At 71.8% G+C, this 17,626-nt stretch carries 17 protein-coding genes; 9 read left to right on the top strand and 8 right to left on the bottom strand.

Going from position 1 to position 17,626, the window contains the following annotated elements:
• Nucleotides 1-43: 43 nt before the first annotated feature.
• From ACOKR1_RS06975 to ACOKR1_RS06960, 4 genes are all read right to left on the bottom strand, one after another.
• Nucleotides 44-1,633, bottom strand: a complete 1,590-nt coding sequence (locus ACOKR1_RS06975) for a DUF5719 family protein (protein ID WP_422935971.1) — start codon at nt 1,631-1,633, stop codon at nt 44-46.
• Entirely contained in the window at nt 1,617-2,657 is a 1,041-nt protein-coding gene (locus ACOKR1_RS06970; RefSeq protein WP_422935970.1) for a hypothetical protein, read from the bottom strand. The genes ACOKR1_RS06975 and ACOKR1_RS06970 overlap by 17 nt, the downstream gene beginning before the upstream one ends.
• A gap of 657 nt (nt 2,658-3,314) precedes the next feature.
• Nucleotides 3,315-5,087, bottom strand: a complete 1,773-nt coding sequence (locus tag ACOKR1_RS06965) for a glycosyltransferase family 2 protein (protein ID WP_422935969.1) — start codon at nt 5,085-5,087, stop codon at nt 3,315-3,317.
• A gap of 11 nt (nt 5,088-5,098) precedes the next feature.
• On the bottom strand, nt 5,099-5,647 hold the full coding sequence (locus ACOKR1_RS06960; protein ID WP_422935968.1) for a WhiB family transcriptional regulator: 549 nt from the start codon (nt 5,645-5,647) through the stop codon (nt 5,099-5,101).
• A gap of 301 nt (nt 5,648-5,948) precedes the next feature.
• Here ACOKR1_RS06960 and ACOKR1_RS06955 point away from each other — a divergent pair, with 301 nt between their 5' ends.
• Nucleotides 5,949-6,638, top strand: coding sequence for a TIGR03089 family protein (locus tag ACOKR1_RS06955; protein WP_422935967.1), 690 nt, complete (start codon nt 5,949-5,951; stop codon nt 6,636-6,638).
• 12 nt (nt 6,639-6,650) lie between these two features.
• Here ACOKR1_RS06955 and ACOKR1_RS06950 read toward each other — a convergent pair whose 3' ends face one another.
• Nucleotides 6,651-7,205: a GtrA family protein gene (locus ACOKR1_RS06950; protein WP_422935966.1), complete on the bottom strand. Its 555-nt coding sequence runs from the start codon at nt 7,203-7,205 to the stop codon at nt 6,651-6,653.
• 248 nt (nt 7,206-7,453) lie between these two features.
• On the opposite strand from ACOKR1_RS06950, the gene ACOKR1_RS06945 reads away from it, so the two are divergent.
• The 3 genes from ACOKR1_RS06945 to manA are packed head-to-tail and all read left to right on the top strand — an operon-like array spanning nt 7,454 to nt 10,457.
• Complete coding sequence (locus ACOKR1_RS06945; protein ID WP_422935965.1) at nt 7,454-8,647, top strand: 5-(carboxyamino)imidazole ribonucleotide synthase; 1,194 nt, start codon at nt 7,454-7,456, stop codon at nt 8,645-8,647.
• Nucleotides 8,644-9,192: a 5-(carboxyamino)imidazole ribonucleotide mutase gene (gene purE / locus ACOKR1_RS06940; protein ID WP_422935964.1), complete on the top strand. Its 549-nt coding sequence runs from the start codon at nt 8,644-8,646 to the stop codon at nt 9,190-9,192. Before ACOKR1_RS06945 ends, purE begins: the two co-directional genes overlap by 4 nt.
• Complete coding sequence (manA, locus tag ACOKR1_RS06935; RefSeq protein WP_422935963.1) at nt 9,192-10,457, top strand: mannose-6-phosphate isomerase, class I; 1,266 nt, start codon at nt 9,192-9,194, stop codon at nt 10,455-10,457. Before purE ends, manA begins: the two co-directional genes overlap by 1 nt.
• Nucleotides 10,458-10,512: 55 nt before the next feature.
• On the opposite strand, the gene ACOKR1_RS06930 is transcribed toward manA, so the two are convergent.
• On the bottom strand, nt 10,513-11,622 hold the full coding sequence (locus ACOKR1_RS06930) for a peptidoglycan bridge formation glycyltransferase FemA/FemB family protein (RefSeq protein WP_422935962.1): 1,110 nt from the start codon (nt 11,620-11,622) through the stop codon (nt 10,513-10,515).
• 85 nt (nt 11,623-11,707) lie between these two features.
• Entirely contained in the window at nt 11,708-12,745 is a 1,038-nt protein-coding gene (gene glpX, locus ACOKR1_RS06925; RefSeq protein ID WP_422935961.1) for a class II fructose-bisphosphatase, read from the bottom strand.
• A gap of 145 nt (nt 12,746-12,890) precedes the next feature.
• Between glpX and ACOKR1_RS06920 the strand changes: the two genes are divergently transcribed.
• The 4 genes from ACOKR1_RS06920 (at nt 12,891) to ACOKR1_RS06905 (ending at nt 16,256) form a co-directional block, all read left to right on the top strand.
• On the top strand, nt 12,891-13,481 hold the full coding sequence (locus ACOKR1_RS06920) for a DUF4245 domain-containing protein (protein ID WP_422935960.1): 591 nt from the start codon (nt 12,891-12,893) through the stop codon (nt 13,479-13,481).
• A gap of 77 nt (nt 13,482-13,558) precedes the next feature.
• Nucleotides 13,559-14,173: a carbonic anhydrase gene (locus tag ACOKR1_RS06915; RefSeq protein ID WP_415854973.1), complete on the top strand. Its 615-nt coding sequence runs from the start codon at nt 13,559-13,561 to the stop codon at nt 14,171-14,173.
• Nucleotides 14,174-14,236: 63 nt separating this feature from the next.
• On the top strand, nt 14,237-15,667 hold the full coding sequence (locus tag ACOKR1_RS06910; RefSeq protein ID WP_422935959.1) for a class II fumarate hydratase: 1,431 nt from the start codon (nt 14,237-14,239) through the stop codon (nt 15,665-15,667).
• Nucleotides 15,668-15,782: 115 nt separating this feature from the next.
• Nucleotides 15,783-16,256: an NUDIX hydrolase gene (locus ACOKR1_RS06905; RefSeq protein WP_422935958.1), complete on the top strand. Its 474-nt coding sequence runs from the start codon at nt 15,783-15,785 to the stop codon at nt 16,254-16,256.
• 92 nt (nt 16,257-16,348) lie between these two features.
• Here the strand turns inward: ACOKR1_RS06905 and ACOKR1_RS06900 are convergent, their stop codons facing one another.
• A complete protein-coding gene (locus tag ACOKR1_RS06900; protein ID WP_422935957.1) occupies nt 16,349-16,861 on the bottom strand; it encodes a prepilin peptidase in 513 nt (170 codons plus the stop codon).
• Between the two features lie 58 nt (nt 16,862-16,919).
• On the opposite strand from ACOKR1_RS06900, the gene ACOKR1_RS06895 reads away from it, so the two are divergent.
• Nucleotides 16,920-17,618, top strand: coding sequence for a GNAT family N-acetyltransferase (locus ACOKR1_RS06895; RefSeq protein ID WP_422935956.1), 699 nt, complete (start codon nt 16,920-16,922; stop codon nt 17,616-17,618).
• Nucleotides 17,619-17,626 lie beyond the last annotated feature (8 nt).

Raw genomic sequence — 17,626 nt, 5'->3', positions numbered from 1 at the left:
GCGTGGGGGCGGCGGCAATCAGCGAGGTCTCGTGGTTGCGCCCCTAGTAGCCGAGCGTCACCGCGACGGACTGCCGGCCGCCAGCGGCCGGGAGGATCGACGCGACAGCGATCCCGTTGCCTTGGGCCGCCTCGAGCAGCACCGCGCCGTACGCCGGATCGCCCGAGGCGGACACCGAGTACGCGACGGGCTTGGCGCCGTCGACCTTGTCGGGGACGGCGAGCGTCGCCGTCGTGCCGCCCGCGACGTCGAGCGCGACGGGCGCGTGGAACGCGCCGTCGGCCGTGATCGGCACGGCGCTGATCTTCGCGTGGCCGTCCGGCACCCCGAACACGAGGGTCGGCGTCGCGCCGTCGCCCACTGGGACCACATGACCGTCGCCGAGGCGCCCCTGCGCTCCCGAGATCGCGAAGTCGAGCGGATCGCTGCTCTTGAGGCCCTTGACCGAGCGCACACTCGCCGCGAAAGAGACGTCCGACGACGCCGCGACCGAATACTTCCCGGCCGGGAGCCCCGCGAGCGGGATCTCCGTAACGGTCCCGGCCTTCGCCGTGAACACCGCGCCGGCGGGCAGCGTCACGGGGCCGCTCGGCCCGAACACGCGCACCTGCACCACCGCGTCCGCAGCCCCCGGAACGGTCACTTGGAGGGCCGCGCTCGCGTCCTCGAAACCGGAGCCGGCCGCGAGGTTCCGCGCCGCAACCGGCTCTTGGAGCTCGACGGCGGTGACCACCTGGCGCGTCCCGGGCGAAGCGACCGGGGTCAGGAAGTCGACGCCGCCGGGGGTCAGGCCGCGCAACGTGCTCTGCTGGATGACGCCGGAGACGGGTCCGCCCGAGCTGCGCACGTGCACTGAGAGGTTCCGCTGGCTTGGTACAAAGCCGCCCAGGACGAACGACTTCGTGGTGCCCGGCGGGATCTGGATGCTGCGACTCCCGGCCGGCGCCTGCGGGATCGCCTGGTCCCCGTAGAAGTCAAGGTTCACCGTGGCGGGCGTCGTGCTCGCATTCGTGAGGTACATCACGGAGGTGCGGCCCACGAGCGTGCTCGCGCCGGTGAACCAGAGGTCGTTGGCCGGGGACGCGCACGAGGCCGCCGCGACGCCGCGCAGGTCGCCGTCGGTTGCGCTGTACTGGTACAGGGCCGCCGAGGATGCGGGCCGGCCCTCGAGCGCCGATGCGTTCAGGAGCGCCGGTCCGTTCGTTGAGCGGCTCGCGATCGCGGCGGGACGCGACGCGGGCGGGGCCGCGGGGGCGTTCTGCCCGTCGGAGACCTTCTGCAGGAGCGAGCCGTTCACGCCGGCAAGCGAGCTCGCGGGCATGGCCCCCGACGCCTCGCCGATGACGGCGGCCGTGAGGCGGTTCGTCGCCGTCTTGCTCGCGGGACTGAACTGCGGATCGCCCTGGACCGGCGTGCTCTGGAGCAGCTGGGCCGGCCCCGGGCACACCCCGACCGTCTGGCCCACCGGGACGTCCACGGCCGGCGGTGTCCCTGGCGAAAGCGCCGCGGACGTGGGGATCGTTCCTGCCGAGACGGCGAGGACCGTGCCCGCCCCGAGGACCACGACACCGGCCGCGGCGCCGAGCGCGCGGCGGAGTCGCCTCGTAGTTCCCGGCTTAGACGCGCGCGTCATCGGTGCTCCTTGCGGTCTCGGTGGCGGCGGCCTTGCCCGCGGCATTCTTGTCTGCCCCTCGGGTGGACCGGACTCCGTCGGGTCCGACGCGCGGGGCCCGTTCGGGCCGCTCGGGCAGGCCCGAGGGTCGCGCGGCACCGGACGGGGCCCGCCCTGGCGCCTTGGCCGGTCCGCGGCGCGCCGCCGACCGTCCGCGTCCCTTGCGCGGCTCGAGGCGGGCGCGAGTGGGAATGGCCGTCAGCGCGGCGATGAGGAGAACGACGGCGGTCACGAGCCCGAGCGGGAGCGCTGCGGGCTGGTCGTAGCGGATCTCGAGCCTGCCGCCGCCTGCCGGGAGCGTGAAGGCCTGCGACCAGCCTTGGGTCGTGGACGTGAGCCGCTGGCCGTTGATCCATGCACTCCAGTGCGGGTCGCTGCGCTCGGCGAGGACCAAGAGGCGCCCCTCGGGGCCGGCCGGAATCGAGGCGTCGACGGTCTCGGCGCCGGATCCGACGTAGCCGAGCACGGCACCCTTCGCATCGACGATGCTCGCCCGGTGTGCGATTTCGAGCGCCTTCGCCGCGTCCTGGTTGCGGGGCGTGACGCGCCACAGCCACCCGACGTCCGTCTGGCCGACGGCGACGAGCCCGGGAACCGCGTCCATCTGCGACGCGGTCACGGCGTCGCCGCCGTCGCGCTGCTGCAGGACAACGAATCCCACGCCGAGGGCGTCGAGGTCCTGGCGCGGGTCAACGCCCGTGGAGGTCGAGACGACGGCGACGGCGCGGCGCAACGACGCCTGCGCGGCGTCGTCCGCTGCGATCGCCTCCGAGCCCTTCACCCCAGTGACGCGGCTCGCCGAGGCCGCGGCGGAAAGCGAGTCAAGAGTGGTGCCCGAGCCGCGCATGAGTGCGGCCGTGAAGCCGCCCTGCGGGGTGGTGCGCAGCACGAGCGTCTTGGTCTGCTGATCGCCGAGGCCCAGATCGCTCGCGGTTGCGGGAAGCGTGCGCGCCTTGCTCGGCTTGACGGCGAGGGGGCTCCCCACGCTGCCCGCCGGCGCCCGACCGGTGCGAGGCCTGCGGCGGCCCAGCGCGCGAGGCCCACGGCGGGCCCGCCCACCGCGAGGACGAGGGCGACGGCGAGGCCCGCAGTGCCGAGCACGACCGCCCGGTCGCGCCGCTCCGCCAGCAGCTGCACGGCGGCCTCGCGGCGCCCGAAGGCAAGTCGGCGCCGAGCACGGCCGCAACGATGAGCCCGAGGACGCCCGCGGCGACACTCGGCCCGATGAACGGCGGCACGAGGCTGTCCCCGCCACCGCGACGGGAACGCGCGAGAGGATCCACGCGAAGGCGAGGGCCACGACGGCGAACGCGCCGGCGAGACGCGCGGCGAGTCCCGCCTTCCCGGCACGAGGACCATGGCCGCACCGGCGGCGAGCACAATCGGAAGTCCCAAGAGGAGCACGTAGAAAAGGGCCCACGGCACACCGCCGGGGAGCCAGCCGAGGCCACCGATGCCTGCCGAGGCGTCGAACGCGACGGGCTGGCCCAGCATGAGCTGCCAGGGGAGGCCACCGTGTACGCCACGGGGACGCCCGGGTCCGCGAGCCACGCGCGCGGGTTGTCGGGCGAGGACGCCCAGAGCGGGAGGAAGAGCGCCACCGACGGCGCGAGCGCGAACCACAGCGAGCGCGCGCGGCCCCTCAGGGCGACGCTCGCCACGAGGACGACGACGGCGGCGAGGCCGAGCAGACTCGGCGAGCCGGCAGTCGTGACGGCGAGTGCGAGCCCTCCGGCGGCTGCCGCGGTCCACGACGGCACGCCGCCCGAGCCCGCCCGGGCCGGCGATCGATCCCGACGGTGCCGCGGATGCGCGCCGCGCCGACGGCCCGGAGCATGCCGAGCGCGGCCCACGGGAGCGCGATCTGCGCGACCACGGCGCCGAGGCGTCCCTGCGCCGAGGCCTCCTGGAGCGCCGGCGCGGCGGCCCAGGCGATGGCCGCGGCGATGCGGGGCCAGCGATGCGAAGTCAAGGCGGACGCGAAACCCCACGCGCCAAGAGCCGCGAGGGCCGGGGCGAGGATGAGCGTCCAGGCGACGGCCTGGTTCGGATTGCCCGCACTCACGGCGCCGAGGAGCCACACGACGAGGTCGAACGGGTCGCCGTGCCCGGGCTGTCCGGAGCCGAGCTCGACCCACCACGACGTCGCGTGCCGCCACACGGTGCCCAGGCTCGCGGCAACGGGAAGGAGCCCGCCGCCCGCGACTGCCTCGGCGCCGAGGAACGGGAGGAGGGCGAGGATCGAGCACACGAGGGCGAGCCCCGCGACGACGACCGCGCCCGTCCCGGACCAGCCGCGCACGGCGACGGCGAGGGAGGCGAAATCGTGGTCGTAATCGCCCGTGGGCTCGGACGGCGCGTCGTCGCTCCCGGTGCCGTCGCCGATGACCCGGTCGCCATCGGAATACTCTGATTCGAGGTGGGCCCGGCGGTAGTTCCAGATGTCTTCGCGGGTCGCGCGCACTCCACGCACCGTGCGGCGGGCCACCGTGCGCGTGCGCGCGGCCCTCCGGCGGCCCTTCGCGAGCGCGGCGAGACCAGTGAGGGCGGCGAGGGCGGCACCGAGGCGGGCCGTACCGGCCGCCGGCTCCTTCGTGATGAAGCCCGCGGCGAGGCTCCAGAGCCCCCCGAAGAGCGCCGCGAGCCACTGAAGCGGCAATCCGAGCGGAGACGCGTGCTTGAGCCGCAGGTACACCTCGGCGCGCCGCTCGGCGAAAGGCGTCGGATCGTTCTCGGGCCGGTCTGCAGCGGTGAGCATGCGCGCCGCCGGGACCACGACGACACGGTGGCCGGCGAGACGCGCCCGCCAGCAGAAGTCGAGGTCGCCGGCCGTCGTGGGCAGCGCGCGGTCGAAGCCGCGCAAGGCGTCCCACACGTCGCGGCGCACGAGCATGCCCGCGGCGCTCACGGCGAACATGTCGCTGCGGTCGTCGTACTGGCCCTGGTCCTGTTCGTCGTCGTCGATGAGCGCGAGCCGCTCGGCCCAGCGGCTCGAGAAGAGCCCCACGTCGACGAGCCGGCGCGGCTCGTCCCACGCGACCTGCTTGCAGCCCGCGACGGCGACGGCCGGCGCGCGCTCGACGGCGAGGAGGAGCTCGGCCAGCGCCCCCGGATGGGGGGCAGCATCGGCCCTGAGCAACCAGAGCCACTCCCCCGCCGGGCCCGAGGACGGCGAGTCCACGGGCCGCGGCACGAGTTGGAGCGCCGTCGCGACGGCGGCACCGAAGGGCTCAGGCGCGGCGGCTACGGCACCGGCGCCCAACGCTTCGCGCAGGAGCTCGCCGGAGCCGTCCCGAGAGCGGGAATCGGCTCCGAGCACCACGTCGGGCTGCCGGCGCTGAGCGGCAACTGCGGCGAGGGTACGCGGAAGGTGGGCTGCGCCGCCGTGCGCAACGACGACTGCGGTGACGTGCACGCCGTCCAGGATCAGACCGCCCGCTTGCGGAGCCGCCGGCGCTCGCGCTCGGAGAGCCCGCCCCAGATGCCAAACCGCTCGTCGTTCTCAAGAGCGTAGTCAAGGCACTCAGATCGCACGGTGCACGAGCCGCACACCTTCTTGGCGTCCCGGGTCGAACCGCCCTTCTCAGGGAAGAACGCCTCGGGGTCCGTCTGCGCGCACAGCGCGTCGACCTGCCAGGCCAGCTCGCCCTCGACCGGCGCCGCGGGGCGCAGGAGGGTCAGCCAGGTCGGCTCGGCCGGCCGCGGGGCCGGCTGCCGGTCGAGGAGCGAAACGACTTCGGCGTCGCGCTCCTCCTCCGGCTCGTCGGCCTCGTCGTCATTGTCATATGCTGCGTGCTCGGCCAGAAACGCTGTCGCCGCGTCTTCGAGCACTGCCGCCGACATCTCGCGGTAGCGCTCGCCCGCCTCAGGGTCCGCCGGGTCCACGTACCAGTCCGCGGGGATTCCCCGAGGCTGGTGGCCCAGCGCCTGTGCGGCCGCTGCTGTATCGTTCTGGAAACGCTCCGCCTGTCCCACGGTGCTCCTCCTTGGTGGTTCGTTCTGCACTGGCCTCCCAGTTGAGGCCGCGGAGTCCGGAAGGCTTCCGGAACCGGCCCCCAAATGCCGGTGCAGTTACTGTCCAGTCCTAATTACACGCGTGTAAGTCGAGTGGAGTCAAGCGCGGGGCGGAGATTGTATCCGCCCAATTTCCGTGGGACGCGTACGCCACGCCCGGCCGCGGGTCGCGCCCGTCGCTCCCACACCGTTGCGCCGTCACCTCCACACGGTGTAGGTGACGGCGCAACGGAAGGCTCCGCAAGGGGGACAGAATAGACCCATGGACTCCACGGTCAGCGCTCTCCTCCACCGACTCCGTAGCGGCAACTCGTCCGCGCCCCGGCTCACGTGGTACGGCCCGGACGGCGAACGCGTCGAACTGTCCGGACGCGTTCTCGACAACTGGGCGGCGAAGTCGTCGAACCTGCTCGTCGAGGAACTCGACGCGGAGCCCGGCACGCGCTTCCGGCTCGACCTCCCGGGGCACTGGAAGAGCGCCGTGCTGGCCCTCGCGGGCTGGCAGGCGGGAGGCGTGCTCGTGGACGGCGAGGCGGACATCGTCTTCTCGGCCGAGCCGAGCTCCGGCCCGGCCGCGGGCGCGGCCCAGGTAGCGGTAGCGCTCGGCGCGCTCGACCTCTCATTCACGGACACGCTCGGGCCGGGGCAGCTGGACTACGCGGCGCTCGTGCGCCAGTTCGCGGACTCGTTCGATCCGTTCGACGAGCCATCCGCGGACGACGGCGCCGCTCACCTCGGCGGGGAAGCCTTCAGCCAGGCTGAGCTGCTTGAGCGCTTCGCAGCGCCCTCCGAACCTGGTGCGCGCGTGCTCATCGACGCGTCGCGGCCGCTGCCCGAGGTGCTCGCTGCCCTGCTCGGAGCCTGGGCGGCGGACGGCTCGGCAGTCCTTCGCCACGGCGCGGTCGCGGACACGCCGCGGCTGCGCGAGGCGGAGCGCATCACGGCCGGCTGAGCGGCCGCGGAACTAGTTCTCGGACCGGTCGCGGGTCCCCGCGACGGACTCCGCGGCGACGGCCGCGTGCTCGTGGTGGCCTTCGATGATCTCGTGGTCGCCCTCGTAGCCCGGCTCTGCGTCGAGCTCTTCGTTGAAGACCCAGAATCGGTACGCGAAGAAGCGGAAGATCGTGCCGAGGATCAGGCCCACGATGCTTCCCGCGACGAAGATCGAAACCTTGTCCGTCATGAGGAGCACGTACTTGGCGAACGCGACGCAGCCGGCAGCGATCAGCAGGCCCACGCCGTTCATGATCGCGAACAGGACGGCCTCGCGGATCACGTTGTTCTGCTTGCGGTGCCGGAACGTCCAGTAGCGGTTCGCGACCCACGAGAAGATGCTCGCCACGATCGTCGCGATCGACTTCGCCCAGACCTCGCCGCTGTGCAGGGGGCCGTTGAGGAGCCAAATGAAGATCGCGGAGTCCACCACGAACGCAAGGCCGCCGACCGTGCCGAACTTCGCGACCTCCCGCCAAAACAGCGAGACGAGACCGCTCAATCGATCCGAAATGGCGTTGATCATGTTCCTCCGGGGACGTTCGTTCACCGCCGCCCGCGTGATGTGAGCCCTCCCGGAGGGCACACCTGCCCCCGACGAGGGCCCCGGCACCGGGGACGCTCAAACCACCATTCTACGCGGACCCTCGAAGGGCCCCTCAGGTTGTCCACAGCATTCACAGGTGAAGCCGCTCCCCAACGGACGGATCCAGTCCCCTTCGGGTGCGCTGCTCCCCAACGGATCAGTCTGCTCCCGTTCGGTAGGCTGGGCGGGTGAGTTTTCCTGTGATCGGTGTCGTCGGCGGCGGGCAGCTGGCCCGGATGATGGCCCCTCCCGCCACCGCCCTCGGGCTCGAACTGCGCGTCCTCGCCGAGGCCGAGGACGTCTCGGCCGTCCCGGCCGTTCAGAGCGCGCCGGTGGGCGACTACCGCAACCTCAACGACCTCCGCGAGTTCGCCCGGGGCGTTGACGTCCTCACGTTCGACCACGAGCACGTCCCGACCGAGCACCTCCTGGCCCTCATGGCCGAGGGCGTCAACGTGCAGCCGGGTCCCGCCGCGCTCGTCCACGCGCAGGACAAGCTGCGCATGCGCGCCGCCGTCGACCGCCTCGGCCTCCCCAACCCCCGGTGGGCCGCCGTGCACCACGTCGAGGACCTCATCGCGTTCGGCGACGAGATCGGCTGGCCGATCGTGCTCAAGACTCCGCGCGGCGGCTACGACGGCAAGGGCGTCCGCGTGCTCGGCTCGCCGGCCGACGCCGCTGCATCCATCGACTGGTTCGGTGCCATGTCGCCCCTCCTGGCGGAGGAGATGGTCCCGTTCACGCGCGAGCTCTCGGTGCTCATCGCGCGGACTCCGAGCGGCGCAGCGCGGGCTTGGCCGGTCGCGCACACCATCCAGGTCGACGGCGTGTGCGACGAGGTCATCGTGCCGGCCCCTGGCCTCGACCCGGCCGTCGCGGAGGCCGCGCAGGCCGCCGCCCTCGCCATTGCGAACGATCTCGGCGTGACGGGAGTCATGGCCGCCGAGCTCTTCGAGACGCCCGGCCGCGGCGCCGGCTTCCTGCTCAACGAGCTCGCGATGCGCCCGCACAACACGGGCCACTGGACGCAGGACGGGTGCGTCACGAGCCAGTTCGAGCAGCACCTCCGCGCGGTCCTCGACCTGCCCCTCGGCGGGACCCGCGTGCTCGGCGAGTGGGCCGTCATGAAGAACATCCTCGGCGGCGCGAATGCCGACCTCTACGCCGCGTACCCGGCCGCGCTCGCCGCCGATGCCGACGCGAAGGTGCACACCTATGGCAAGTCGGTGCGGGATGGGCGGAAGATCGGGCATGTCAACCTCGTGGGTGCGCCCGGCTCGACCCCCGCGGAGCTCCGCGCGCGCGCAACGAGGGTCGCCACGATCGTCCGCGACGGCGCCGAGTCCACAGAATTGACCGACCCCGCGAAGGAGACCGCATGACTGCCCCGGCCGCTGACCATTCCCACGAGGTGGGCCCGCTCGTCGGCCTCGTCATGGGGTCCGACTCCGACTGGAACGTCATGGAGGCCGCGGCCGAGGCGCTCGCCGAGTTCGCCGTGCCGTTCGAGGCGGACGTGGTCTCTGCGCACCGCATGCCACACGAGATGATCGCGTACGGGGCGTCCGCGCGCGAACGTGGGCTCCGCGTCATCATCGCGGGCGCGGGCGGCGCCGCCCACCTTCCGGGCATGCTCGCGTCCGTCACGACGCTGCCGGTCATCGGAGTTCCCGTCCCGCTCAAGACCCTCGACGGCATGGACTCGCTCCTCTCGATCGTGCAGATGCCCGCGGGCGTCCCCGTCGCGACAGTCTCGATCGGCGGGGCGCGCAACGCGGGCCTGCTCGCCGTGCGGCTCCTCGCCGCCGGCACGGACAAGCTCGCGGAGCGGCTCTCCGGCGACCTCACGAGATTCGCGGACGAGCTCAAGGCCACGGCCGCGCGCAAGGGCGAGTCCCTCCGCCGCAAGGCATCGGAGGTCTTCTGATGCACCTTCTGCTGAACACGCTGCGCCCCTACGCATGGGGTTCCCGCACGGCCATCGCCCAGCTCCTCGGCCGCGAGCCGAGCGGCGGCCCCGAGGCTGAGCTCTGGATCGGCGCCCACCCGGACTCGCCGTCCCGTGTCGCCGCACCCGTCGACGGCGAACGGGAGCTTCTGGACTCCGGCCTCGACGAGCTCATCGCGCGTGATCCGGGCTCCGCCCTCGGCGCGGCGAGCGTCGAGGCGTTTGGGCCTCGCCTGCCGTTCCTGCTCAAGGTCCTCGCGGCCGCCCACCCGCTCTCGCTGCAGGTCCACCCCACCCTCGAACAGGCCCGGGCGGGGTTCGCGGCCGAGGAGGCGGCCGGCGTCGACCGCGCCGCGGCGGACCGGAACTACAAGGACGACAACCACAAGCCCGAGATGATCTTCGCGCTCACGCCGTTCGAGGCGCTGTGCGGATTCCGCTCCCCCGCGGAGGCTGCCGTGCGCTTTGAGGAGCTCACTGCGCTCCTCGCGGGCGAGGACGCCGCCGAGGTCACGGAGCAGGTCGCCGAGCTCCTGCGCGGGCCCGACGAGGAAGAGGCGCTGCGGAGCGCGTTCGCGCGCCTCATCGCGGGCGGCGAGCAGGTGAGCGCCGCGGTGGGCGCTGCCGCCGCGGCCGTCGAGGGCTCGGCGACGGACGACGCCGGCCTCCTCACCGTGGCGGCCCTCGCCAAGGAATACCCGGACGATCCTGGCGTGCTGGTCTCGCTCCTGCTCAACCGTGTGAGCCTCGCCCCGGGCGAGGCTCTAGCCCTCGGCGCGGGCAACGTGCACGCCTACCTCTCCGGCCTCGGCATCGAGGTCATGGCCTCCTCGGACAACGTGCTGCGCGGCGGCCTCACGCCCAAGCATGTCGACGTCGGGGAGCTGCTCACGACCGTGAGGTTCGAGGCGCTGCCGCTCCCGCTCCTCGCGCGCAGCGAATCCGCGCTCGGCCAGGAGCTCTACAAGCCCCCGTTCGCGGAGTTCCAGCTCCAGCGCATCGACGTCCCGGCGAGCCCGAACGGGACGCGGCCCGAGCCGGTGCCGGTCGCCCAGGCGGGCGCCGCCGTAGTCCTCGTCGTGGCCGGCACGCTCACGCTCGACACACCCAAGGGCGATCTCGCCCTGGGCCGCGGCGACGCCGCGTTCGTGCCCGACGCCGAGGCGCCCGCGCTCGCCCACGCGGGCGACGGCGGGGTGCTCGCGTTCGCCGTCACGACCGGCCTCGGCGCGGGGCTGGGCTAGGACCACCGGGTGGGTCCGGCCGGGCGTGCCCGGCCGGACCGGAGCACGCCGGGCGTCAGCGACGCACGAGCCTCCGCACACGGCCCGCGACGCCGCGAGCCTGGCCTGCTGCGGACTTCGTCTGGCGCACGGCGGCCTTCGCGGCCTTGCGCCCCTCCTGCAGGGCCCGGCGCGCGAGCGGCATGCCCTTGGCGTAGACAGGGTAGAGCGGGGAGAGCGGGAGCTCCCACGTGCCGGTCAGAAGGTCCTCGTGCTGGGCGAACTGCTTCTTGAAGTCGGAGATGCCGTCGTTGAGCAGGCCGTTGAGGTCGTACCGCGTGCAGCCATCGGCCTTCATCGCGGTGAAGGCCGCCCACTTCACGCCGTAGTTCGCTCGCGCCTTCTGGCCGGCCGCGTTGACGCCGCCGTAGAGCTCGAACGCGGTGCCCGCGCTCCTGGCGATCCACACGAATGCGACGACCTCGCCGCCGTCGAACGCCGCGACGATCGGCGAGTCCTCGCCCAGGAAGCGCCAGATGTCGCGGTAGTAGCGGTCCTCATGGATGCCGAAGCCCGCGCGCTGTGCCGTCTCGCGGTAGATCGCGAGGACCTGCTCGAGCTCTGCGTCGCTCGCGATCTTCCGGAACTCGAGCTCGCCCTTGAGATTCTTGCGGACGTTGGCCCGGGTGGTCCGGGACATCGCCGCCATGAGCTCGTCCTCGGACTGCGTGAGGTCGAGGATGAGCGTGCGGGGAATGAGGATCGTGCTGTCCGTGCGCGCGAAGCCCGCTGAGGCAAGGCCCTGCTCCCCCGGCGAGCCGGCGTCCCAGTCGGGCTCGGCGACGAGGGCCACCGAACCGCGCGTCGTGCGCACGTGGCGGGCGACGGCGTCGAGCACTGCCGCCGCGTCCTCCGGCGAGCCGACGGGTCCTCGCGAGAGGTAGGCGAGCGACTTGAGCGGCCACGGCAGCGCCCGGTACAGCACCTGCGCGCCGCCGAGGGGACGCCCGGCGTCGCCGACGATGAGCCGCTCCGTCCGCCAGTGATGCGCCGCCTTGAGCTCGCCCCAACCCCACAGCTGGAGCGGATGGCCCCCGTGCGCCGTGACGAGCGCGTCCCATGCGGCGCGGTCGGTGCACTCACGCACGGTGAGCTCGCGGGTCTGCGGGTGGCTGTCGGGGGTCATGATCCTCCTGAGGCGTGGGGCGTCGCTTGAGCCGCGCGCTAGTCTAGCCCGAACGGTGCACCGGCCCCGGGCGAAGCCCTCTTGCTCAGGCCTGACGGGCCCAGGGCTCCCACTTGCTCGCGTGGTGCTCGGCGTCCACGAAGCGCACGGTCCCGGACTTCGACCGCATGACGATCGACTGGGTCTTCACGCGGTCCTTCTCGTAGCGGACGCCGCGCAACAGGTCACCGTCGGTGATGCCCGTTGCGGCGAAGTAGCAGTTGTCGCTCTTGACGAGATCATTGGTCGTGAGGACGCGCTCCAGGTCGTGCCCGGCGTCGAGCGCCTTCTGCTTCTCCTCGTCGCTCGTGGGCCACAGGCGGCCCTGGATGACGCCGCCGAGGGACTTGATGGCGCAGGCCGCGACGATGCCCTCCGGCGTGCCGCCGATGCCCATGAGCGCGTCGACGCCCGTCCCGCTGCGGGCCGCGGCGATCGCGCCCGCAACGTCGCCGTCGAGGATGAACTTCGTCCGCGCGCCCGCGGCGCGGATCTCCTCGACGAGCGGCTTGTGCCGGTCGCGGTCCAGGATGCACACGTTGATCTGGTTGACCTTGACGCCCTTCGCCTTCGCGATGAGGTGCAGGTTCTGCTTGACGGGGAGGCGGAGGTCGACGAGGTCGGCGGCCTCGGGGCCCGTCACGAGCTTCTCCATGTAGAACACCGCGGACGGGTCGAACATGGTGCCGCGCTCAGCGACCGCGAGGACGGCGAGGGCGTTGTTGATGCCGAGGGCCGTGAGGCGCGTGCCGTCGATCGGATCGACCGCGACGTCGACCTCGGGACCCGTGCCGTCGCCCACACGCTCGCCGTTGAAGAGCATGGGAGCCTCGTCCTTCTCCCCCTCGCCGATGACCACAACGCCGTTGAAGTGGACCGTGTGGAGGAACGAACGCATCGCGTCGACGGCCGCGCCGTCGGCACGGTTCTTGTCGCCGAAACCTACCCAGTGCCCTCCGGCGATCGCGGCGGCCTCGGTGACGCGCACGAGCTCGAGGGCGAGGTTGCGGTCCGGCTCGTCGGCCCCGACGGTGAGGGAGCTGGAAAGGGTCGAGTACTGGCTGTCGATCGGCGCAGGGGACACGGTGACCTCTTCTTCGAGTCGGATTTGTTTTGATCATAGTCTGCGGGCCGCGGTGCACGGCCTGCGATGACGGCGGTCACATGGGTCGTTGTGTGACTCTCAGGTGGCGTCTCGGCAACGCCGGCCGGTGCGGGACAATGGAGGGGTGAGCAGCACCCACGAAGAGACCCACGGACAGCCCGTCAAGCCCGTCCTGACGCCGGCCGCCGCGAAGCGGGCCAACGCCTCGGTGATCGGCATGATCATGGCCTTGGCCGTCTCGCTCCTCGCCGTCATCCCTGTGCTGCTGCTCGCCGCCACCCCGCAGACGCAGGTCCAGCGCCCGGCGGTGGACGTCGCGGCCATCGCCGCCCAGGCCAAGGGCACCGCGGGATTCGCCCCGGCCGCGCCGCAGCTCCCCGCGGGCTACTCGGCAAACTACGCGCGATGGCAGACCGGGGCATCGGACGGGATCTCGCACTGGGACGTCGGGTGGGTCACCCCGAAGCAGCAGTTCGTCTCGATCGTGCAGACGTCCGGCGCCAATCCCACGTGGATCACGCAAGAGGTCAAGCAGGCCCCCAAGACCGGAACCCGCAGTGTCGGCGGGGTCGAGTGGACGCTGTACGACAAGCCGGGCATCGAGAAGAGCTACGTCGGGACCGTGGCCGGGACGACCGTTGTGGTGAGCGGCTCGGCTGGCTTCGACGAGTTCGACGTCGTGGCGTCCGCGGTGGTCGCATCCGAGGGCCACTGAATGCACCTTCACATCATGTGACGCGTCCGAGACCCTCAGCACGCGAGGGGTAGACCGATGGGTCTACAGTGGGGGTCGTGTCTGCATCCCTGACCCCTGCCGAGGCCTGGCGCACGCTGCGCGAAGGCAACCAGCGATTCGTCGACGGCACGTCCGTCCACCCCAATCAGGATTCGTTGCGCCGCAACGAGCTGATCGGCGCGCAGAACCCGTTCTGCGTCATCTTCGGCTGTTCGGACTCGCGGCTCGCGGCGGAGATCATCTTTGACCTGGGGCTCGGCGATGCGTTCGTCGTCCGCTCCGCAGGGCAGGTCGTCGATGCGGCCGTCCTCGGCTCGCTCGAGTACGCGATCGACCCGCTCGGGGTGCCGCTCATCGTGATCCTCGGCCACGACAGCTGCGGCGCGGTCACGGCGACCGTCAACGCCTATGCGACCGGGGCGATGCCGCAGGGCTTCGTCCGCGACCTCGTCGAGCGCATCATGCCCTCGGTCATCACGGCCCAGCGCAACGGCGTGACGGGGGTCAACGACACGGTCGTGGAGCACGTCAAGCAGACCGGCAAGCGCCTCGTCGAAACGTCCCAGATCATCGCGAAGGCCGTCGAGGAGGGCCGCACGGCCGTCCTCGGCGTGTGCTATCGGCTCGGCGAGGGGCGGGCCGAACTCGTCTCCGGCCTCGGCAACGTGTAACAGCCCAGAGAGGGCCCGCTCGACGGTTCGGAAGCGGCCCGCGCGGGGTCTAGTCTGGGTGCCATGACTGACTCTGCCGTGCAGGATTCTGCCGCATTCCGAATCGAACACGACACGATGGGCGAGGTGCGCGTGCCGGCCGCCGCCCTGTACCGCGCCCAGACCCAGCGCGCCGTCGAGAACTTCCCGATCTCTGGCAAGGCGCTTGAGCGCAAGCACATCGAGGCGCTCGCGCGCGTCAAGAAGGCCGCCGCACGGGCCAACGAAGAGCTAGGCGTGATCGACGGGGATCTCGCCGATGCGATCGCCGACGCCGCCGAGCGCGTAGCCTCCGGGGAGTTCGACGAGCACTTCCCGATCGACGTCTTCCAGACCGGCTCTGGCACGTCCTCGAACATGAACATGAACGAGGTCATCGCCGAGCTCGCGAGCCGTGCGCTCGCCGATAAGGGCGTCGACAAGGTGGTCCACCCGAACGACCACGTCAACGCGTCCCAGTCCTCGAACGACGTCTTCCCGACGTCCGTCCACGTCGCCGCGACCAACGCGCTCCTCAACGACCTCGTCCCCGCGCTCACGCACCTCGCGGCCGCGTTCAGCCGCAAGGCGGACGAGTTCAAGGACGTCGTGAAGTCGGGCCGCACGCACCTCATGGACGCGACGCCCGTGACGCTCGGCCAGGAGTTCTCCGGCTACGAGGCCCAGATGCGCTACGGCATCGAGCGCATCGAGGCCTCGCTTCCGCGCGTCGCCGAGGTCCCGCTGGGCGGCACGGCCGTGGGCACGGGCATCAACACGCCGGCGGGCTTCCCCCAGCGCGTCATCGCGTTCCTCGCGCAGGACACTGCGCTGCCCATCACCGAGGCGCGCAACCACTTCGAGGCGCAGGCGAACCGCGACGGCCTCATCGAGGCCTCGGGCCAGCTGCGCAACATCGCGTACTCGCTCATGAAGATCTGCAACGACCTCCGCTGGATGGGTTCGGGCCCGAACACGGGCCTCGGCGAGATCGCCATCCCGGACCTCCAGCCGGGCTCGTCGATCATGCCGGGCAAGGTCAACCCCGTGATCTGCGAGGCCGCGATCATGGTCGCGGCCCAGGTGATCGGCAACGACACCACGATCGCGCTCTCCTCGACGAACGGCGCGTTCGAGCTCAACGTCGGCATCCCGGTCATGGCCGCGAACCTCCTCGAGTCGATCCGCCTCCTGTCCAACACGGCGCGGGTCGTGGCGGACAAGATGGTGGACGGCATCACAGCCAACGTCGAGCGCGCGCGCTTCCTGGCCGAGGCGTCGCCCTCGATCGTGACGCCGCTCAACAAGTACATCGGCTACGAGAACGCGGCCAAGATCGCGAAGAAGGCCGTCAAGGAGGGCCTCACGATCCGCGAGGCGACCCTCGCGCTCGGCTTCGTGGAGCGCGGCGAGCTCACGGTCGAGCAGCTGGATGCCGCCCTCGACGTCACGACGATGACGGGTCCCAAGGCGTAAGGCCTTCCTCACCGCGCGCGACGGCGGGCCTACCTCACGAGGTAGGCCCGCCGTCGTCGTTCGTTAAGGGCCGCCGTGCGAGGCGGGGAAGGCCGCGGCCGGTAACCTTGAACCCGTGCCCATTCCAGAATTCATCGTGACCCTCCGCGACATGGTCGGCGTCCACCCGCTGTGGCTTCCCGGCGTCAAGGCCGTCGTGACGGACGACGGCGGGCGGCTGCTCCTCGTGCGCCGCGCCGACAACGGCCGCTGGACGGTTCCCGCCGGCATCGTCGAGCCCGGCGAGGAGCCGGCCGCGACGGCTGTCCGGGAGGTGCTGGAGGAGACGGGCGTTGACGTCGAGGTGAGCCACGTCGCGGGCGTCGGGACGACCGCGCCGGTCGTGTACCCCAACGGCGATCACGCGCAGTACCTCGACGTGGTCATGGCGTGCTCCTACGTGGGTGGGGAGGCCCGGGTGAACGACGACGAGAACCTCGAGGTCGCGTGGTTCGAGGTCGACTCGCTGCCGGATCTCCCGCCCCTCCACCGCCGCGCGATCGAATGGGCCCTGGACCCGGAGCGGCGCACGCACTTCGTCACCGGCTGAACCCGGCGAGGCGCCTGAGACTTGCGCCGTCACCTTTGGTGGGTCGTCACCCTGCGAAGCTGACGGCGCAACGCGATGAGAGGCGCTGCCGCTCAGGCGGGGAGCAGGAACGCGAGTGCCGCGCCCGCGAGCATGAACGGCCCGAAAGGAATCGCGGTCTTCCCGGTCCCCAGCCGCAGCACGATGAGCGCGAGGCCGAACACGCCGCCAAGCACGAAGGCGGCGGCTGTGCCCCACATGAGGTGCTCCCAGCTGAGGTATCCGAGGTACAGGCCGAGGACCCCCGCGAGCTTGACGTCGCCGAAGCCCATCCCGGCGGGGTAGACGAGCCGCAGGACGAGATAGACGCACCACAGGACCGCGCCGCCGCCGAGCACGCGGATGACAGCCGCGACGTCGAACCCCGTTCCCCCGAAAGCGGCGGCGACGCACAACGGCACGGCCGCCCAGTAGCTCGGCAGGACAATCCGGTTGGGGAGCAGGTGGCTCCGGATGTCGATCACGGTAAGCCGCGCGGCCATCCAGACGTAGTAGCCCAGGCATGCCACGACGAGCCAGAACGCGACGGGGCTGTCCTGCCAGAGCTCGGGGAGTCGGTGGGTCACAGTGTGGACACTAGCCCACGGCCGAGGCCCCAGCGCGACGTGCGCTAGCGTGGCGGGCATGATGACGCTCGAGGACGTCTGGCCACTGTTCCGCCTCCGGCTCGTGACCCCGCGGCTCGAGCTGCGGCCGCTGCGGGACGAGGACCTGCCGGAGGTCGTGGAAGCGATCGCATCGGGCATCCACGACCGCGCGCGTACCCCCTTCGCGTCGACGTGGGCGGAGGCACCGGCCGAGTTTCTCCCAGCGAACACGGCACGCTGGTTCTGGCAGCAGCGCTCAGTGTCATCGCCAGAGAAATGGACCGTCGCCCTCGGCATCCGGACTCACGACGGCGCGTTCCTCGGCGTCCAGGACATCGCCGCCAAGGAGTTCCCGGCGCTGCGGACGGTCGACACGGGGTCGTGGCTGCGGCGCAGCTCCCAAGGGCAGGGTCTGGGCACCGAGATGCGCGCGGCGGCCCTCGCGTGGGCCTTCGACCACCTCGGTGCCGAGGTCGCGATGACGAGCGCCTACGACTGGAACGCGGCGTCGCTCGGCGTGAGCCGCCGCCTGGGGTATTCGCCCAACGGCGAGACACGGCACACTCCACGGCCCGGCGTCGTCGAACGCGAACTCCACTTCCGGCTGACCCGGGAAGATTTCAAGCGCCCCGAGTGGGAGCTCACGGTCGACGGCGCGGAAGCGGCCGCCGCCTTCCTCGGCGTGACGACCAAGGACGACGGCGGCCGCGAGCCTGCCGCTGGGGGCGGAGCCTAGAGCAGGGG

Source organism: Sinomonas sp. P47F7 (assembly GCF_049332655.1).
Taxonomy (GTDB): domain Bacteria; phylum Actinomycetota; class Actinomycetes; order Actinomycetales; family Micrococcaceae; genus Sinomonas.
This window is presented reverse-complemented; position numbering and strand designations above follow the sequence as displayed.